General features: G+C 70.6%; 15 protein-coding genes. 4 read left to right on the top strand and 11 right to left on the bottom strand.

The features are described 5' to 3' along the window. Nucleotides 1–28: 28 nt before the first annotated feature. Nucleotides 29–1,123 (top strand): LLM class flavin-dependent oxidoreductase, encoded by a 1,095-nt coding sequence (locus tag ACZCAH_RS01425; RefSeq protein ID WP_464339378.1) that lies wholly within the window; start codon nt 29–31, stop codon nt 1,121–1,123. Between the two features lie 36 nt (nt 1,124–1,159). On the opposite strand, the gene ACZCAH_RS01420 is transcribed toward ACZCAH_RS01425, so the two are convergent. Continuing rightward, entirely contained in the window at nt 1,160–1,735 is a 576-nt protein-coding gene (locus ACZCAH_RS01420; RefSeq protein ID WP_464339377.1) for a DUF2199 domain-containing protein, read from the bottom strand. Between the two features lie 190 nt (nt 1,736–1,925). Here ACZCAH_RS01420 and ACZCAH_RS01415 point away from each other — a divergent pair, with 190 nt between their 5' ends. Further along, nucleotides 1,926–2,873, top strand: a complete 948-nt coding sequence (locus ACZCAH_RS01415) for a 3-methyladenine DNA glycosylase (RefSeq protein ID WP_464339376.1) — start codon at nt 1,926–1,928, stop codon at nt 2,871–2,873. Nucleotides 2,874–2,946: 73 nt separating this feature from the next. On the opposite strand, the gene ACZCAH_RS01410 is transcribed toward ACZCAH_RS01415, so the two are convergent. Then, the gene (locus ACZCAH_RS01410) at nt 2,947–3,660 is read right to left on the bottom strand and encodes a trypsin-like serine peptidase (RefSeq protein ID WP_464339375.1); all 714 of its coding nucleotides are present in this window, start codon (nt 3,658–3,660) and stop codon (nt 2,947–2,949) included. 49 nt (nt 3,661–3,709) lie between these two features. Here ACZCAH_RS01410 and ACZCAH_RS01405 point away from each other — a divergent pair, with 49 nt between their 5' ends. Both ACZCAH_RS01405 and ACZCAH_RS01400 read left to right on the top strand, forming a co-directional pair. Further along, a complete protein-coding gene (locus tag ACZCAH_RS01405; protein WP_464339374.1) occupies nt 3,710–4,270 on the top strand; it encodes a hypothetical protein in 561 nt (186 codons plus the stop codon). A 16-nt stretch (nt 4,271–4,286) separates the two neighbouring features. Then, nucleotides 4,287–6,842 carry a DEAD/DEAH box helicase gene (locus ACZCAH_RS01400; RefSeq protein WP_464339373.1) on the top strand — a complete coding sequence of 852 codons (2,556 nt, stop codon included), beginning with the start codon at nt 4,287–4,289 and terminating at the stop codon, nt 6,840–6,842. Between the two features lie 25 nt (nt 6,843–6,867). Here the strand turns inward: ACZCAH_RS01400 and ACZCAH_RS01395 are convergent, their stop codons facing one another. The 9 genes from ACZCAH_RS01395 to ACZCAH_RS01355 all read right to left on the bottom strand — a co-directional run bounded on the left by ACZCAH_RS01395 (nt 6,868) and on the right by ACZCAH_RS01355 (nt 18,891). Next, nucleotides 6,868–7,149, bottom strand: a complete 282-nt coding sequence (locus ACZCAH_RS01395; protein ID WP_464339372.1) for a DUF6457 domain-containing protein — start codon at nt 7,147–7,149, stop codon at nt 6,868–6,870. Then, nucleotides 7,149–7,880: a respiratory nitrate reductase subunit gamma gene (gene narI, locus ACZCAH_RS01390; RefSeq protein ID WP_464339371.1), complete on the bottom strand. Its 732-nt coding sequence runs from the start codon at nt 7,878–7,880 to the stop codon at nt 7,149–7,151. The genes ACZCAH_RS01395 and narI overlap by 1 nt, the downstream gene beginning before the upstream one ends. Continuing rightward, entirely contained in the window at nt 7,877–8,725 is an 849-nt protein-coding gene (gene narJ, locus ACZCAH_RS01385; protein WP_464339370.1) for a nitrate reductase molybdenum cofactor assembly chaperone, read from the bottom strand. The genes narI and narJ overlap by 4 nt, the downstream gene beginning before the upstream one ends. Next, nucleotides 8,725–10,359, bottom strand: a complete 1,635-nt coding sequence (gene narH / locus ACZCAH_RS01380; RefSeq protein WP_464339369.1) for a nitrate reductase subunit beta — start codon at nt 10,357–10,359, stop codon at nt 8,725–8,727. The genes narJ and narH overlap by 1 nt, the downstream gene beginning before the upstream one ends. 26 nt (nt 10,360–10,385) lie before the next feature. Next, complete coding sequence (locus ACZCAH_RS01375; RefSeq protein WP_464339368.1) at nt 10,386–14,123, bottom strand: nitrate reductase subunit alpha; 3,738 nt, start codon at nt 14,121–14,123, stop codon at nt 10,386–10,388. A 27-nt stretch (nt 14,124–14,150) separates the two neighbouring features. Further along, nucleotides 14,151–15,392, bottom strand: a complete 1,242-nt coding sequence (locus tag ACZCAH_RS01370) for a nitrate/nitrite transporter (RefSeq protein ID WP_464339367.1) — start codon at nt 15,390–15,392, stop codon at nt 14,151–14,153. Nucleotides 15,393–15,619: 227 nt separating this feature from the next. Continuing rightward, entirely contained in the window at nt 15,620–16,141 is a 522-nt protein-coding gene (locus ACZCAH_RS01365; protein ID WP_464339366.1) for a glycine cleavage system transcriptional repressor, read from the bottom strand. A gap of 25 nt (nt 16,142–16,166) precedes the next feature. Continuing rightward, nucleotides 16,167–17,798, bottom strand: a complete 1,632-nt coding sequence (gene cimA, locus ACZCAH_RS01360; RefSeq protein ID WP_464339365.1) for a citramalate synthase — start codon at nt 17,796–17,798, stop codon at nt 16,167–16,169. Between the two features lies 1 nt (nt 17,799). After that, a complete protein-coding gene (locus tag ACZCAH_RS01355) occupies nt 17,800–18,891 on the bottom strand; it encodes a branched-chain amino acid aminotransferase (RefSeq protein WP_464339364.1) in 1,092 nt (363 codons plus the stop codon). Nucleotides 18,892–18,904 lie beyond the last annotated feature (13 nt).

Genomic DNA, 18,904 nt, shown 5'->3' with positions numbered 1-18,904 from the left:
GTCGGGCCCTGACCCGGGACGGAGCGACATGAGCACCACCGACCGCACGAGCAGCAGCGACAGCACCGCTCCCGCCGACCGCGCCCCGCTCGATCCCGCGCGCATCACCTTCGGCCTGGACACCTTCGGCGACGTGACCGTCGATCTCGACGGGAACCCGGTCGCCCCCGCCCAGGTGATCCGCGACATCGTCGCCCAGGGCGAGCTCGCCGACCGCGTCGGCATCGACCACTTCTCGATCGGCGAGCACCACCGCCCTGACTTCGCCGTGAGCGCCCCGGACACCGTCCTCGCCGGTCTCGCGACCCGCACCGAGCGCATCTCGCTCGGCACCGCCGTGACCGTGCTCTCCTCCGACGACCCGATCCGCGTGTTCGAACGCTTCTCGACGCTGGACGCCCTCTCCGAGGGACGCGCCGAGATCACCGTCGGCCGCGGCTCGTTCACCGAGTCCTTCCCCCTGTTCGGCTACTCGATGCAGGACTACGAGATGCTCTTCGAGGAGAAGCTCGAGCTGTTCGCGGCGCTCCTCCCCCAGGAGCCCGTCACCTGGTCCGGCACCCACCGGCCCGGACTGAAGGACCAGCTGGTGCACCCGCGCATGGAGCGGACGCTGCCCACCTGGGTGGCCGTCGGCGGCAGCCCCAACTCGGTGATCCGCACCGCCCGTCACGGTCTGCCGCTGATGCTCGCGATCATCGGTGGTCCGGCCGAGCGCTTCACTCCCTTCGTCGACCTGTTCCACGATGCGGTCGCCCAGTTCGGACACGATCGTCTGCCCGTGGGGGTCCACTCCCCCGGCCACGTCGCCGAGGACGATGCCACCGCCCGGGAGCAGCTCGCCCCGCACTGGATCCGCAATCGCACCGAGATCGGCCGCGAGCGCGGCTGGCCGCCGGCGGGGATGGCGGAGTTCGACCAGGAGATGCATCACGGGGCGCTCGTGGCCGGCGGCGTCGAGACCGTCGCCCGGAAGATCGCGGGGACGATCCGCACCCTCGGCATCGATCGCTTCGACCTCAAGTACGCGAGCGGACCGATGCCGCACGAGCAGCTCATGCGCTCGATCGAGCTCTACGGCACCGAGGTCATCCCGCGCGTGCGGGAGCTGCTCGCCTCGTGACGGCCGCGGCGAGAGGGGCGAGCCCGCGCCCCTCCCTCAGGCCGCGAGGTCCGTCAGCGCCAGGGAGCGCACCCGCAGCTCCGCCTCCCGGAGGCTGATCCCGTCGCGCAGGTCGCGGTCGAGCGAATGCTCCGAGAGCGGGTCGGGCACGATGGTCGTCGCCTCCCCCTGCTCCCGAGCGATCAGACGCACCGGCTGCCCGAGGCTGTCCGGGTAGTCGGGAAGGGCCGTCGCGAGCACGCCGTCGAACTCGGAGAGCACCGGATGGCGTCGCCGCGCGCTCCGGCGGCCGCGGCGACGCTCCGCCTCCCGGAGGGCCGCCATGTGCTCGAGCAGATCCTCGGGGGCGACGCGCGCCCACGGCGCGTAGTGCAGCGCACGTCCCGGTTCCCCGATGACGGGAAGCGTCAGCAGCACCTGCACGTAGCATTCGATGCCCTCGGGTCCGGCGACAAGGCAGAGGCCGCCCTCGAGGAACAGGGACATCATCTCCAGCGGCCCGAGCTCGGCGAGCACATCCGGCCCCAGGTAGTCGTGCACGGGCCACGGGGCGTGCTCGGTCCCGTCGGCCCCATGATGCGTGCTCCGGCACTCGTAGCAGTAGAAGTCCATGGCTGTCCCCTCGTGATCGGTCGGCCGAGGCGGCGGGCCCCGGTCCGTCCGGGAACCGTAGGTCGCCGTGCGCTCCCGTCACCGGGCGCGGGGCGGCGGTGTGGACAGCAGGGTCCTGGGGAGGAACGGTCCCCGGGGACCGGGTCCGTAGGATGTCCCCGCCCAGCGACCGGAAAGAGGAGGAACCGTCATGTCTCCCGTCCTCCCCCGCCCGGCCGTCGTGCTCGACGCCGCGGCGGCCCGCGCTGCCCGCCAGGCCCACGAGGAGCGCACGGACGCCCTGACGGCGGCGCATCGCGCTCGGAAGGCCCGCGGGGAGAAGCATCCCGTCGAGGACTTCCTGTTCACCTACTACCCCGTCTCCGCCGCGCGGCTGCGGCGCTGGCATCCCGGCTGGGGCACCGCGTACGAGGTCGCCGCGGATCGCGGCGCCGACGGCACCCCCACGATCGCGGATGTCGACGAGCAGGGCCGGCGCTCCTGGTACGTCGACCTGCCCGGCGAGCCGCAGCGCCGCCGGGCCGACGTCGGCCGCTTCCTGACCGAGCGGGCGGATGCCCTGGGCTTCATGACCCGCCTCCTGCGCGTGTCCTCGCTGACGAACCGGCGCCCCGAGTTCGGATGCTTCGGCCTGCACGAGTGGGCGATGGTGCACGGCCTCCGCCCCGGCGGGCAGCGCCATGAGGACCTCCCTTTGCGGCTCGGCCAGGCGGAGACCGATGCCGTGGTCGAGCGGGAGAACCTGATCTGCTCCCACCTCGACGCTTTCCGCTTCTTCACCTCCACGGCGGCGCCCCGGAACGCTCTCCGACCGACCCGCGCGCGGCAGGTCGAGCTCGACAACCCCGCGTGCCTGCACGTTGGGATGGACCTCTACAAGTGGGCCGCGAAGCTGACCCCGCTGGTCCCTTCCGACCTGGTGCTGGACTGTTTCGAGCACGCGCGCGCGACCCGGGTGCTCGACATGGAGGCGAGCCCCTATGACGTCCGCCCCCTCGGCTACGGGGTGGTGCCGATCGAGACCCCGGCCGGCAAGGCCGAGTACGTCCGGCGACAGCGGGATCTCGCAGTGGCGGCCGACGCCCTGCGCGGGAGGATCCTCGCGGCGCTGGAGGGCCTGCCCTCCCCCGCGGGCTGATCGCGTCGGTCACCGGGACGCCGACGGACCGGCAGCACACGGCTGCCGGCCCGTCGAGGTCGGGGGTGGTCGCTCAAGCGGCCGCCTCCTCATAGGCGGCCTGCGCCTGGGACCCGAAGTACGGGCCGTACATCACGTTCTTCCGGGTGGTGTAGTGGAAGCTGTTCACGGAGTTCTGGGCCCCGTCGTCGAGGAACCAAGGACCGCCGGAGGAGCCGCCGGTCATGTCGCAGGAGATGCCCTGGGAGAGGGTGCCGCCGAGGGTGTCGTCGCTCGCGGTGCCCACGCAGCTCTCGAGGGACTCGCCGTCGAAGGGGGAAGCGGCCGGGTAGCCGAAGGACGTGTAGTGGGCGCCGCGCTCGCGGTGGAAGGCGATCGAGGTGGTGCCGACGGTCGACTCGAGGGTCGCGGTGCCGCTCTCCGGCTCGACGGTCGCGAAGGCGACGTCGTAGCTGATGTCCTCGTCCGAGACCCATTCGTCGGTCGAGACGAGGTCGGTCGCGGCCCAGGTGCCGTGGGGGGCGGCGCCGTGGTCGTAGCCGGGCACGAACACCCAGTTGGTGGCCCAGGTGCCGGCGTCGTTGACGCAGTGGCCGGTGGTCGCCACGGTCGAGCCGCCCGGGGAGGCGACGGCGTTGCCGGAGCACACGTAGTCCTGGCAGCCCTGGGTGAAGAAGACCTTGCCGACGGTGTCCTGCGCGGCGGGCCGCGTCGTCCCAGTGCTCGCGCACTGCCTACGCGGCCTCCCCAGCGGGAACCGCGGATCCTCGGGGCGTCTGGCCGGCATGGCGTTCCTTCCGTCGGCGGGTGCTCGAGCGTAGCGGCAGAATGGAGGAATGCCCGTCAGCGCCGCCCGTCCCGACCCTGCGGATCGCGGAAAGGTCCTCTACACCGCGCAGTTCCTCCTCGTGCTGCGCGTGATGCAGCTCCTCGGCGCCGGCCTGGCGAGCCTGATCCTGCTGGGCGTCGTCGCCGTCGTCGTCTACCTGCTCACGGCCGACACGCCCCCCGCGCTCCTGGCGATGCTCGTCGCTCTCGGCGTGGTGCTCCTGCTGTCGTGGGGAGCCCTGCTCCTCCTGAGCTGGCGTCAGGCGCGGACGGCGCTCGTGGTGCGCACCGCCGGCATCGAGGTGCGCGGGGTCCTGCGCGACCACTGGATCCCCTGGGAGCGCGTCGCGCTGGTCGAGACCGCGGACCACTGGTACTGGCGCCGCGCCACGCAGATCGTCACCGTGGACGGGGAACGGATCATCGCGATCGTCACCGCCTTCCAGAACATCGTCCTGCGGGGCGAAGGACGGGATCCCGCCTACCGGGACCGACGCGTCCCTCAGCTGCCCACCCGGCAGGCGATCGACGCGCATCGCCGCTGGCTGTCCGGCCAGGGGCAGCGCTGACTGGCAGACTGGCCCCATGGCGACCCTGACCCCGTTCCTCCCCCCGAGCTCCCCCGCGAACGGACAGGACGCGATCGTCGACGGCTTCGTCGCCGCCCAGGAGGCGGTGGGCCGCACCCTCTATCCCCATCAGGAGGAGGCGCTGCTCGCCATCGCGGCGGGCGACCACGTCATCGCCGCGACGCCCACCGGCTCGGGCAAGACCACGATCGCCTACTCCGCGATCTTCGCCGCGATGGCGCGGGGTGAGCGCTCGTACTACACCGCCCCGATCAAGGCTCTCGTGAGCGAGAAGTTCTTCGATCTCGTCGCGCAGTTCGGCGCCGAGAACGTGGGCATGATGACCGGTGACTCGAGCGTCAACCACGACGCCCCGATCATCGTGTGCACCGCGGAGATCTTCGCGAACCACGCCCTGCGCGACGGCCCCACCTCCGATGTCGGCCTCGCCGTGATGGACGAGTTCCACTACTACGGCGACCCCCAGCGCGGCTGGGCCTGGCAGGTGCCGCTGATCGAACTGCCCGCCTGCCAGTTCGTGCTGATGAGCGCCACCCTCGGGGACGTCACCGCGCTGGTCGACGACCTCCGGGCGCGCACCTCCCGCGAGGTGAGCGTCATCGCCGACGCACCGCGGCCCGTGCCCCTGGACTTCCGCTGGGCGCTCACCCCGCTCCCGGACACGATCGCCGAGATCCTCCAGGACCGTGACGCGCCCGTCTACATCGTGCACTTCACCCAGAAAGAGGCGCTCGAGCAGGCCCAGGCGCTGCTGGGCCAGAAGGTGCTCACGCCGGCGGAGAAGGAGCAGGTGCGCGAGATCATCGGCGATTTCCGCTTCGCCAAGGGCTTCGGCCAGGTGCTCTCCAAGCTCGTGCGCGAGGGCATCGGCGTGCACCACGCGGGCATGCTGCCCAAGTACCGCCGGCTCGTCGAGAAACTCGCCCAATCCGGGCTGCTGAAGCTGATCTGCGGCACGGACACCCTCGGCGTCGGCATCAACGTGCCGATCCGCACCGTGCTCCTCACCGGGCTCGCGAAGTTCGACGGCAACCGGATGCGGCTGCTGAACGCCCGCGAGTTCCATCAGATCGCCGGCCGCGCGGGCCGCGCCGGCTACGACACCATCGGCCACGTCGTGGTGCAGGCGCCGCCGTGGACCGTCGAGTTCGAGCGGCAGCTCGCCAGACAGCGCGCACGCGAGGAGTCCGGCACCGCCCCGAACTCCGCCAAGAAGCGGAAGAAGGAGCCGAAGCCGAAGGTGCCCGAGGGCGCCGTCTCCTGGTCCGAGCAGAACCTCACCAAGCTCGTCGAGAACGCGCCGGAGCCGCTGCGGCCGCACCTGAAGATCACCCCTGGCATGGCACTCGCCCTGATCGCCCGCCCCGGGGACGCGATCGCCGCCGGGCGGCACCTGATCCGCGCGAGCCACCAGACCCGCGCCCAGAAGCAGCGCCTGCAGCGGGAGGCACTGACGATCCTGCGCGGCCTCCTCGACGCCGAGATCGTCGAGCGGCTCCCCGATCCGGACCACCTGGGACGGCGCCTCGCCCTCACCGAGGACCTCCAGCTGGACTTCACCATGAACCAGCCCCTCGCCCCGTTCGCGATCGCGATGATCGACTCGCTCGACGAGGAGTCCGAGAGCCTCACCCTCGACACCGTCTCGATCATCGAGGCGATCCTGGAGGATCCCCGCCAGATCCTGCTCGCCCAGCAGAACGCCGCCAAGGGAGAGCTGCTCGCGGAGCTCAAGGCCGACGGGGTCGAGTACACCGAGCGGATGGCGCAGCTGGACGAAGTGACCTGGCCGAAGCCTCTCGCGGAGGATCTCGAGGCGGCCCTCGCGATCTATGCCCGCACCCGGCCGTGGGTGCGCGAGGACGACCTCTCCCCCAAGTCGATCGTGCGCGAGATCCACGAGACCGGACAGACCTTCTCCGAGTTCGTGCAGCGGTACGGGCTGCAGCGCTCCGAGGGCATCATGCTGCGCTATCTCTCCGACGCCTACCAGGCGCTGCGCCGCACCATCCCCCAGGACCTGCGCACCGAGGAGCTCGAGGACCTCATCGAATGGCTCGGCGTGCTGGTGCGCGGCATCGACTCCTCGCTGCTGGACGAGTGGGAGGCGCTGAGCCATCCCGAGGACGGACCCGCCGCCGAGGAGGAGGTGCGCCCCAGCACCCCGCGCGGCCTCTCCGCGCAGACCAAGGTGCTGCGCACGATGGTCCGGGCCGCCATGTGGCAGCGCGTGGAGCACTTCGCCTTCGAGCGGGAGCAGCGCCTCGCGGAGCTCGACGGCGCCTCCGGCTGGGACCGGGCCGCGTGGGCCGAGGCGATGGACGCCTACTACGACACCTACGACCACGTCGGCATCGATGCGCCCGCCCGCTCCCCCAAGCTGTTGCAGATCGCCGAGGAGTCGCGGCGCTGGGAGATCCGGCAGGTGCTCGACGACCCGGACGGCAACCACGACTGGGCGATCGAGGCGGAGCTCGACCTCGAGGCGACCGACGAGGCCGGGGAACCGGTCCTCGCGATCACCCACGTCGGCGACATCGCGGACCGCTGAGGTGGAGGCGAGACGAAGGGCGGACTCAGGACGCGTCCGCCGCACCGCGAGCGCGGGTGAGCTCCTCGACCGCGGCACAGGCCTCCTCGAGGCCGGCACCCCGGGCGACCGCCGCCCCGACGAGGAACGCCGAGATCGGTGCCATCGAACGCTGCACGCCCTCGGCGACCACGCCCGTCATCCGGTGCACCCGGTCCACGTCCAGGTCCACGCCGCCGACTTCCAGGAGCGCGGAGGTCTCCCGCAGCCAGGGCAGGAGCTCGGTCTCCCAGTCGCGCTGCAGCGTCACGGGGGGCCTCGTCGCCATCAGAAGTCCACCTTCTCCCACCCGCGGCGCTCGGACTCCCGTCGCGGATCCTTGCTCCGGTAGACGATGTAGGGCCGGGTCAGATAGCCGATCGGTGCCGCGAAGACGTGCACGAGACGGGTGAAGGGCCAGGTGGCGAAGAGCAGCAGCGCACTGAGCACGTGGAGCTGGAAGAAGATCGGTGCCCGGCTCATCAGCTCGGTCGAGGGCTGGAGGGTCCAGAACTGCCGGAACCAGATCGAGACGCCCTCGCGATAGTCGTAGTCCCCGAAGGTCGTGTGCACGATCGTGGCCAGCACCCCGAAGACGATCACGAGCGAGAGCAGCAGGTACATGATCTTGTCGCCGACGGTGGTCGCGCCGAAGACGCGGGTGTTGGTGCGCCGGCGGTACAGCAGGATCAGCAGCCCGCCCACGCAGGCGACCGCGGCGGCGAGTCCGATCGTGACCGCCATGAGGTGGTAGACGTGGTCGGAGATGCCGAGGAAGCGGGTCCAGGTCTTGGGGATCCCGAGTCCCACCACGTGCCCGAAGAAGATCCCGATGATCCCGAAGTGGAACATCGGCGAGCCGATCGAGAGCAGCCGGGACTCGTAGATCTGGCTCGAGCGGGTGGTCCAGCCGAACCGATCGGCGCGGAAGCGCCACACGTGCCCGAGCACGAAGACCGCGAGCACCATGTAGGGCAGCACCACCCACAGCAGCACGTCGAGCGTCGAGGCGTCGTTCATGAGGGTCGTCCTCTCAACAGGTCCACAGGGACGGGGCCGGGAGCGGCGGCCCGGGACTCGCAGCCACTCGCGGCGAAGGTCTGACCGGCGAGCGCCCCCGCATCGTCGTCGAGGCCGTAGCCGTCCAGACCGACGGTCTCCTCCTCGGGCCCCTCCCCCGCCAGGCGGAGCACGGCGGCGCGGTCCTCGGCATCCAGGGGCGGGAGCGTGGCGCACAGCGCCACCAGCGCGCCGTGCCACGGCGAATCGATCTCCGCCAGGTGGAGGCGCAGCAGCTCGACGCCGGGGCGGTTGGCCCGCAGGATCTTCGCGCCCCGCTCCGAGTCGTGGCCGGCGGCGAACTCGAGGACGAGCGGCAGGTGGTCGGGCAGCTCCTGGTCCCCGACCTCGACACCCGCGGCGCGGTAGTCCTGCTTGATGCGCAGCAGCGCCATGCCGCGGCGGCGGGTGTCCCCGTGGCTGAAGTAGGTCAGGTGCAGGCAACCTCGACGCCGGGTGTCGAAGGTTTCCACGTACTGCTCCTGGACGGCGACGGAATCCCTCACCGTCAGGGCGCGCAGAGTGAGCTCGAGCGGCTCCCGGACGCGGTCCGGGAGATCCTGGACCAGCGTGCGGAGGTCGCCGAACCGGGAGCGGACGTCCTGGTCGGGATAACTCATCAGCCACGAGACCGCGAGCCAGGTGATGCGCAGCTCCTCGGTGGACAGACCCGCGGCATGCAGCAGGTCTTGCGGCGAGCGACCGCGGGTCCGGGGCGGGGTCACGGTGGCGGTGCCGGTCCCGCCGCCGCCTGGGGAGCCGTCCTCGGCCGTGCGCCGGCCGAGCAGGCGAGCGAGCGCACCCATCAGGCACCCCCTGCGGCGGGACTCGGGAAGAGCCCGTCGGGGCGGCCGCGGCCGTCCCAGTTCAGCAGGTTGATGCGCACGCCCTCGGGGCGCTCGGGCCCGTTCTGCTGGCGCTTGGTGGCGTATCCGGGGCCGGACATGCCCAGCGACTCCTCCGGCAGGGACATGCTCATGCCCGGTCCGCCGGGGGCGTTCAGCGGGCAGTCGGTGCCCACGCCCTCCAGGTCGTGCGCGGACTCGTGGTGGCCGACAGGGATGACGTAGCGGTCCTCGTACTTCGCGATCGCGAGCAGGCGGTACATCTCCTGCATCGTAACGCCGTCCATCCCGACGGCGTTCGCGATCCCCTCCCGGGGCTCGCGTCCGAGATTGATGTCGCGCATGTAGGAGCGCATCGCCGCCATCCGGTACAGCACCCGCTCGACGGTGGGGACGTCCCCGGCGGTGAAGAGGTTCGCGAGGTACTCCACCGGGATGCGCAGCGCGTCGATCGCGGCGAAGAGGTTCTCGGCGTCCTCCGCGTCGTAGCCGGTGTCCCGCACCACGTCCACCACCGGCGACAGCGGCGGGATGTACCAGACCATCGGCATCGTGCGGTACTCGGGATGCAGCGGGAGCGCGACCTCGTAGTCCTTGATGAGCCGATAGGTCGGCGACTTCTGCGCGGCGAGGATCCAGTCGTGTGGGATCCCGGAGGCCTTCGCGCCCGTGATCACCTCGGGGTCGCTCGGATCCAGGATCAGGTCGCGCTGGGCGCGGTAGAGGTCCTTCTCGTCCCTCGTCGACGCGGCCTCGGTGACGCGGTCGGCGTCGTACAGGACCAGACCGATGTAGCGCAGCCGTCCCACGCAGGTCTCGGCGCACACCGTCGGCTCCCCCTGCTCGATGCGGGGGTAGCAGAAGGTGCACTTCTCGGCTTTGCCGGTGCGGTGGTTGAAGTAGATCTTCTTGTAGGGGCAGCCGGTGATGCACATGCGCCAGCCGCGGCAGCCGTCCTGGTCCACCAGCACGATGCCGTCCTCCTCGCGCTTGTAGATCGCGCCGGAGGGGCAGGAGGCGACGCACGTCGGGTTCAGGCAGTGCTCGCAGATGCGGGGCAGGTAGAACATGAACGTCTGGTCGAACTCGAACTGCACCTTGTCCTCGATGCCCTTGAGCATCGGGTCCTTGTCCTTGTGGAGATAAGTGCCGCCGAGGTCGTCGTCCCAGTTGCCCGACCATTGGATCTGGGTGCGTTCCCCGGTGATCAGCGACTTCGGGGGCGCGGTGGGGATGTTCTCCTGCTGGGCGGGAGCGTTGAGGAGCTTGTCGTACTCGTAGGTCCACGGCTCGTAGTAGTCCTCGATTCCGGGGAGGCGCGGGTTCGAGAAGAGCTGGAGGAGCTTCTTCAGGCGACCTCCCGCCTTCGGCGTGAGCCGACCGGAGCGGGTCAGCTCCCAGCCGCCCTGCCACGTCGATTGATCCTCGTACCCGCGCGGATAGCCCTGCCCGGGACGGGTCTCGACGTTGTTGAACCAGATGTACTCCGTGCCGGAGCGGTTGGTCCAGGCCTGCTTGCAGGTGACCGAGCAGGTGTGGCAGCCGATGCATTTGTCGAGGTTCATCACCATCGACATCTGGGCCATGACTCTCATGTCGTCTCTCCTCGTGCTCTCGGAGCTCAGTACTCGACGGGGGCGGTGCGCCGACGGATCATCGTGACCTCGTCGCGCTGGTTCCCCGTGGGGCCGTAGTAGTTGAAGGCGTACGACAGCTGGCCGTATCCGCCGATGAGGTGTGAGGGCTTGAGCATGATCCGGGTCAGGGAGTTGTGGATGCCGCCGCGCATGCCGTCCCGCTCGGTCAGCGGCACGTTCACGGTGCGGTCCTGGGCGTGGTGCATGAAGGCGGTGCCCTTCGGCATGCGGTGCGAGACCACCGCCCGGGCGGCGACCACACCGTTGCGGTTGGTGGCCTCGATCCAGTCGTTGTCGGTGATGCCGACGGCCTCCGCGTCCTCGACGCTCATCCAGATCGTCTGGCCGCCGCGGGAGAGGTTCATCATGAAGAAGTTCTCCATGTACATCGAATGGATCGCCCACTTGTTGTGCGGGGTCAGGTAGCGCACCGAGATCGATGTCCCGGCCTCGTCCGTGGTGCCCAGCGCGCGCTCGCCGAACAAGGCGGTCATGTCGAGCGGAGGCCGGAAGACCGGCAGCGCCTCGCCCATCTCGAGCATCCAGTCGTGGTCGAGGTAGAAGTGCTGGCGGCCGGTGAGGGTGTGCCAGGGCTTCTTGCGCTCGACGTTGATGGTGAAGGGGCTGTACCGGCGCCCGCCGGACTCCGAGCCGGACCATTCGGGGCTCGTGATCACCGGGACCGGGGCGGCCTTGGTGTCGGCGAAATGGATCCGCTTGCCCTCGTTCTCGGCGGCGAGGTCGTGCAGGGCCATGCCGGTGCGCTTCTCGAGGGTCTTGAAGCCCTCGGTAGCCATGTGGCCGTTGGTGGTGCCGGACAAGCCCAGGATGAACTCGCAGGCCTGCAGGTCGGTCTCGAGCCTCGGCCGCCCGGCGGCGGAGCCGTGGCGGTGGACGCCGTTGAGGCGGCCGAGCTCGGCGACGTAGTCCTTCACGTCGTAAGTAATGCCCTTGGTGGTCATCCCGAGCGTCTCCAGCAGCGGGCCGATCGAGGTGAACTTCGCGTGGATCTGCGTGTAGTCCCGCTCGACCTCGACGAGGGTGGGCATCGTCAAGCCCGGGATCGGCTCACACTCGCCCTTCTTCCAGTCGCGCACGCGCCCGTGCGGGGTCGCCAGCTCACCGGGGGTGTCGTGCTGGAGCGGGAAGGCAACAACGTCGGTGCGGGTGCCGAGATGGGTCTCGGCGAGCTCGCTGAAGCGCCGCGCGATCCCGGCCCAGGTCTCCCAGTCGGTGCGCGACTCCCAGGGGTTGGAGATCGCCGGGTTGAAGGAGTGCACGAAGGGATGCATGTCCGTCGTGGACAGGTCGTGCTTCTCGTACCAGGTCGCCGCCGGCAGCACGACGTCCGAGTGGAGGGTGTGGCTGGTCATGCGGAAGTCGAGGGTGAGCATCAGATCGACCTTGCCGATAGGCGCCTCGTCCCGCCAGCGCACGTCCCGGGGCCGGAGGTGCTCCGGGGTCTCCTCCTCGGTGGCGGCGGAGTCGACCCCGAGCAGGTGGCGGAAGAAGTACTGATCGCCCTTGGCGGAGGAGCCCAGGGTGTTCGCCCGCCAGATCGACCAAATCTTCGGATGGTTCTGCGGGGCGTCCGGGTCCTCGGCGGCGAAGCTGATGCCGCCGCTCCGAAGCTGGTCGACGAGGTACGGGATCGTCTCTCGGCCCGCCTCGGCGGCACGGTCGGCGACGTCGAGCGAGGAGATGTCGAACTGGGGGTAGAAGGGCTGCCAGCCCAGGCGCTGGGACAGGGCGACGGCATCGGCCGTGGTGGTGCCCGCAAAGCGGCCCGCGCCCGTCGTCGCAGCGAGGGTGTCGGCGCCGAAGCGGTCGTAGCGCCACTGGTCCGTGTGCATGTACCAATACGTCGTCTGGGTCATCTGACGTGGCGGCCGGCTCCAGTCCAGCGCGTTGGCGAGGTGGAGCCAGCCGGTGATCGGGCGGACCTTCTCCTGGCCGACGTAGTGGGCCCAGCCGCCGCCGTTCACGCCCTGGGTCCCGCAGAGGTTCGTGAGGGTCAGGAAGGAGCGGTAGATGGTGTCCGAGTGGAACCAGTGGTTGGTGCCAGCGCCCATGATGATCATCGAGCGGCCGCCGGAGTCGATGGCGTTCTGGGCGAACTCGCGGGCGATGCGCGCCGCGGCCGCACCCGGCACGCCGGTGATGGCCTCCTGCCAGGCGGGGGTGTAGAGCGCGTCCGCGTCGTCGAGACCCGTGGCCCACTGCCCGGGCAGCGACTCGCGGCCCACCCCGTACTCGGCCAGCAGCAGGTCGAAGACGGTGGTCACGATGCGCCCGTCGATCGCGCGCACGGGCACGCCGCGCACGACATCGCCGCGTCCGCCCTGACCTGCCGTGTCGAAGCGGGGCAACAGCACCTCGGCCACGTCCTCGTGATGGCCCAGCAAGGTGAGCGCCGGGTCGAGCTCGCCGAGCTCGAGGTTCCAGCGACCCTCCCCGTCAGCGCTGTATCGGTGGCCGAGCGTGCCGTTCGGGACGACGACCCGGCCGGTCGCGCGGTCGAACATCATCGGCTTGAAGTCGGCGTGCTCGGTCGAGGCCTCGGCGGTGCGGTGCTCCCCCGCCTCGCTCGCGACGAGGAACTTTCCTGGCACGAGGGCACCGTCCTCGCGCCGCTCGAGCTGCACGAGGAAGGGCAGGTCGGTGTACTGCCGGGAGTACTCCTCGAAGTACGGCACCTGCCGCTCGACATAGAACTCACGCAGGATGGTGTGGCCCATCGCCATCGCGAGCGCCGCATCGGTGCCGGGATGCGGGGCGAGCCACTCGTCGGCGAACTTGACGCTCTCGGCATAGTCGGGGGCGACGGAGATGACCTTCTGGCCGCGGTAGCGCGCCTCGGCCATCCAATGGGCGTCGGGGGTCCGGGTCAGGGGCACGTTCGAGCCCCACATGATGAGGTAGGAGGCGTCCCACCAGTCCCCTGACTCGGGCACGTCGGTCTGGTCGCCGAAGACCTGCGGCGAGGCAGGCGGGAGGTCCGCGTACCAGTCGTAGAAGGACAGCATCGAGCCGCCGATGAGCTGGTGGAAGCGGGCGCCGGAGGAGAAGGACACCTGGCTCATCGCCGGGATCGGCGAGAAACCGGTGGCGCGGTCCGGGCCGAACTCCTTGACGGTGTGGACGTAGGCGGCGGCGACGAGCTCCTCCGCCTCCTCCCAGCTCGCCCGCACGAGACCGCCCTTGCCGCGGACGCGCTTGTAGCGCCTCGCCTTCTCGGGGTCGGAGACGATCGCCTTCCACGCCTCGACCGGGTCGTTCCCCGGGGCCTTCGCCTTCTCCTCCCGGAACATGCGCAGCAGCTCGGAGCGGATGTAGGGATAGCGCACCCGGGTGGGCGAGTAGGTGTACCAGGAGAAGGAGGCGCCGCGGGGGCAGCCGCGCGGCTCGTACTCGGGCCGGTCGGGGCCCGCGGAGGGGTAGTCGGTCTCCTGCGACTCCCAGGTGATCACCCCGTCCTTGACGTACACCTTCCAGGAGCAGGAGCCGGTGCAGTTGACGCCGTGGGTGGAGCGGACCACCTTGTCGTGGCTCCAGCGCTCGCGGTAGAAGGAGTCGCCGCCGCGGCCGCCCACACGATGGGTCTCGCGGTTGTCCTCGCTGATCCGCTCGGAACGGCTGAACATGCGCCGGGCGCCGATCAGCGCGTCGAACAGCGGCGAGTCCATCCCTCCGCCGGCAGTGGTGCGGTCCTGGATGCTCATGGGTGCTCCTCCTCGGACGGGACGGGGTCAGGTGGCGGGGGCGTCAGAGCGAGCGGCGGAGCGGGCGCCGCGCGCGACGAAGAGGGTGACGACGATCGCTCCGAGCGTGGCGAGCAGCAGCAGGACGATGCCGAGGGAGTAGCTGCCGCTGCCGGCGTGGATCGCGGCCATCACCAGCGGCGGGACGAATCCGCCCAGGCCGCCCGCGGCGCCGACGAAGCCGGTCACGGAGCCGACCACGGAGGGCTCGGAGGTCTGCGCGACCAGGGCGAAGACGGCGCCGGAGCCGAGTCCGAGCCCGGCGGCCATGACGATGAAGGCGATCGTGCCCAGCGGCATCAGCGCGGGCTGGAAGGCCAGAAGCAGCGCGGCGAGAGCGACAGCGGTGTAGGAGATCAGCAGGGTGCGCACCGCGCCGAGGCGGTCCGAGAGGGTCCCGCCGAGCGGGCGCATGATCACGGCGACGATGACGAATCCGGCCATCCGGAAGGAGGCGTCGGCGGTCTCCAGCCCGTACCAGTTCTTCAGCATCGTGGGCAGGAAGACAGAGAAGGCGACGTAGCCGCCGAAGGACAAGGCGTAGAGATAGCAAGCCTGCCAGGTCACCGTCAGCTTCATCACCGCGAGGGATTGGGCGATGATGCTCCGCTTCGACGGCGTCCAGGTAGGGGCGTCGTGCATGAACAGCCAGCCGACCACGGCGTAGGCCACGAGCGCGATCGCGGTGAGCACGAAGGGGGCGACGTCCCCGACCGCATCGACCAGCGGCACGGTGGTGAAGGCGCTGATGGCGGTGCCGCCCATGCCCACGCCGTAGAGGCCGGTGGCCATGCCGCGCTTCGCGGGCGGGAACCAGGAGTTCACGTAGGGCACGCCGATGGCGAAGGTGGTGCCGGCGATGCCCAGGAAGAATCCTCCGAGCAGCAGCGTGGAATACGAGTACTGGCCGACGAGACCGAGGAACAGGACCGGGATGACGGTCAGCAGCGACACGAGCGGGAACATGACGTGCCCACCGAAGCGGTCGGACAGCCCGCCCATGAGGATCCGGCCCAGGGAGCCGACGAGGACGGGCAGCGCCACGATCAACGAGGCGTCCTGGGCGAGGCCCTGCTCGACGTAGACGGGGCCGAGCGGGCTCAGCAGCGCCCACGCCCAGAAGTTCACCCCGAAGCCCAGCGTGACCAGCAGAAGGGCTCGCCAGGCCCCGGGCGGGACGGTCGACGGGTAGGCGGTCGAGGTGACGGCGGAGGACGGGGACCCAGACATCGAGGCGCTCCTCGGACGAGTGCGGACGCGCGGGTCGACCAGATCTCGACGACGCACCACAGGGGGGACTCTGTGCGCCTCCAGCATCTTCGGCCCGTGCGGCCACCATAGGGGACTTCAGTCCCGATCGAGCCCCTTCTCGAAGAATTCTTCCGTCACTCGTCGGAAAGCAGAGAATTATGCGATCCGGAGATCATCGAATTCGTCCTCCTCGCGCTCTCGACCCCTCATTCCGGGGCGTCGAGCTCCAGGTCGACCATGAGCTCGGCGGCGATCTGCTCGAGCGCCTCTCGCACCGCCGCGTCCGAGCCGCCCGCGGGCAGGCGCACCTCGGCCTCCGCCTCGAAGAGCACGCCGTCGCCCTCGGGGGCGTCCCGAGTCCAGCTGCGCAGACCGTCGATGGTGGCCCCCTGCGCGGTGAGCGCCGAGGTCACCTCGCGCACCATGCCGGTGCGGTCCTGGCCGAGCAGGTGGAGTCGGAAGGACTCCCCACCCTGCGCCGCCGCGCCGGTCCCGCTCGCTGCCTCGACCTGCAGACCCACCTCTCCCGCGAGGGCGGGGAGGGCGTCGAGGAACGCCTCGGTCCGCTCGGCCGGGACCTCGACCTGCACGATCCCGGCGAAGTGGCCGGCGAGCAGGGCGAGCTGGCTGTCGACCCAGCTGCCTCCGTGCTCGTCGACGACGGAGGCGAGGGCAGAGACGAGGCCGGGGCGGTCCTCGCCGATGGCGGTCAGCACGAAAGTGGTCATGGCCACAGCGTAGTGGCTCGAGGCCTCAGACGCCCGACTTGTGCAGGCCGTAGGTGTAGGCGTCGAGGACGGCCTCCCACGAGGCCTCGATGACGTTCGGGCCGACGCCCACGGTCTGGAACTCGAGACCGCGCCCGGAGGTCCGCACGAGCACCCGGGTGGTCGCATCGGTGCCGTGCTGCGCGTCGAGGATGCGCACCTTGAAGTCCTGCAGCTCGAAGTCGTCGATCTCGGGGTAGTGCTCGCGTAGGGCGGAGCGCAGCGCGAGGTCCAGCGCGTTGACCGGGCCGTTGCCCTCGGCGATCGCGACCCGCCGCTCTGCGTCCTCGCCCGTCCCGGCGAGCAGGCGCACCGTCGCCTCGGACTCGAGGGTGCCGTCGCGCAGCTGCTGGGAGGTGGCGCGCCACGATTCGACCGTCGCGTAGGACGGCACCTGCCCGAGCTCGTCCAGGACGAGGAGCTCGAAGGAGGCATCGGCCGCCTCGTAGGAGTAGCCCTCCGCCTCGCGTTGCTTGACGGTCGCCGCGAGCCGCGAGAGCAGCTCCTGATCCCCCGCGAGGTCGAAGCCGAGCTCGCGGCCCTTGAGCTCGATCGAGGCGCGGCCGGCCATGTCCGAGATGATCATGCGCATGTCGTTGCCGATCCCGCGCGGATCCATGTGCTGGTAGAGATCCGGGTCCACCCGGATCGCGCTGGCGTGCAGGCCGGCTTTGTGCGCGAAAGCGCTCGCCCCCACATAGGGCGCGCGGGAGGTGACCGGCATGTTCACGATCTCCCCGATCGCGTGGGCGATGCGCGTCGTCTCGGCGAGGGTCTCCGGGGAGACGAGCTCGAGGCCCATCTTCAGCTGGAGGTCGGCGAGGAGCGTGACGAGGTCCGCGTTGCCGGTGCGCTCCCCGTAGCCGTTGACGCATCCCTGCACGTGGGTGATGCCCGCACGCACGGCGGTGAGGGCGTTCGCGACCGCGCAGCCGGAGTCGTTGTGGGTGTGTGCGCCGAGGCGCGCGCCGGCGAGCCCGGCGGCGTCGAGTCGGCCGCGGAGGTCCTCGACGATCTCGGTCACGTGGTGCGGGAGCATCCCGCCGTTGGTGTCGCACAGCACCACCGCCGCCGCACCGGCCTCGTAGGCGGCGATCACCACGGAGGCGGTGTAGTCGGCATCGTGCAGGTAGCCGTCGAAGAAGTGCTCGGCGTCGACGAACACCTCGCGATCCAGGCCCCGCAGATGCTCGACGGTGTCCCGGACCATCGCCAGGTTCTCCTCGGCCGTGGTGCGCAGGGCGCCGAGAACATGGCGCAGATCCGACTTGGCCACGAGCGTGATGGTCGGTGCCCCCGAGACCACGAGCGCCGCGACCTGCGGATCCTCCGTCACGGAGGCGCCGGCCTTGCGGGTCGCGCCGAAAGCGGCGAGACGGGCGGTGCGCAGCTCGAGCTCGGTCGCCGCGCGGGCGAAGAACTCGGTGTCGCGCGGGACCGCGCCCGGCCAGCCGCCCTCGATGTAGGTCACGCCCAGCTCGTCGAGCAAGCGCGCGACGGCGAGCTTGTCCGCGACGGAGAGCGTCAGGCCCTCCTGCTGGGAGCCGTCGCGGAGGGTCGTGTCGTAGAGGTGGAAGCCGTCCACGGCGCTGAGTGTGGGGCGGGCGGTGCTCGTCATCTCACACCAGCCGGGAGAGCCAGCCGTGGCGGTCGGGCACCCGTCCGTACTGGATGTCCGTGAGCTCCTGGCGCAGGGCGAGGGTGGTCTCGCCGGAGCCGCCGTCGCCGACGGCCTGCGCGCCGCCCGGATGGCAGAACTCCCCGATCGGCGTGATCACGGCGGCCGTGCCGCAGGCGAACATCTCGGTGATCTCGCCATTCGCGAGCTGCGCGAGCACCTCGTCCATCACCAGGCGCTGCTCGACGGGCTCGAGACCGCGATCCGCGGCGAGGGTGAGGATGGAGGAACGGGTGACGCCCTCGAGGATCGACCCGCTGAGGGACGGCGTGAGGATCCTGCCGTCGGCCGTGATCGCGAAGACGTTCATGCCCGAGAGCTCGTCGATCGAGGTGTGCGTCTCGGAGTCGAGGAAGAGCACCTCGTCGGCCCCGTGCTCGGCCGCCTGCGCCTTGCCCAGGAGGGAGGACGCGTAGTTGCCGCCGCACTTCGCGGCGCCGGTGCCCCCGGCGCCGGCGCGGGCGAACTCGTCCGTGATCCACACGACGAGAGGCTGCACCCCGCGCGGGAAGTAGGCGCCCGCCGGGCAGGCGATGACGTAGTAGTCGACCACGTGGGAGGCCCGGACCCCGAGGAACTCCTCGTTGGCGATCATGAAGGGACGCAGGTACAGCGACTGCTCGCCGGTCGGCTCCGGCACCCACGGCTCGTCGGCCGCGACCTGCGCGCGCAGCGAGGCGAGGAAGTCCTCGACCGGCAGCTCGGGCAGGGCGAGGCGACGGGCGGAGGCCGCGAGCCGCTCCCCGTTGCGCTCGGGACGGAAGGTCCACACCGAGCCGTCGGCGTGGCGGAACGCCTTGAGCCCCTCGAAGATCTCCTGGCCGTAGTGCAGCACGGCCGAGGCCGGGGAGAGCTGCAGCGGTCCGAACGGGATGACCTCTCCCCCGGCCCAGCCGCCCTCGACGGTCCACCGGGCATGGGTCATGAAGTCGGTGAAGTGCTGGCCGAAGCCGGGGGCGGCGAGGATGCGGGCGCGCTCGTCGTCGCCGATGCGACGGGTGGTGTCGGACTGGGGGTAGGCGAGCGCGCTCACGGGTGGCTCCTCC

Source organism: Brachybacterium sp. B718/18 (assembly GCF_055454375.1).
Note: the sequence above shows the minus strand (reverse complement) of the source record. Positions and strands in the feature narration are given on the sequence as shown.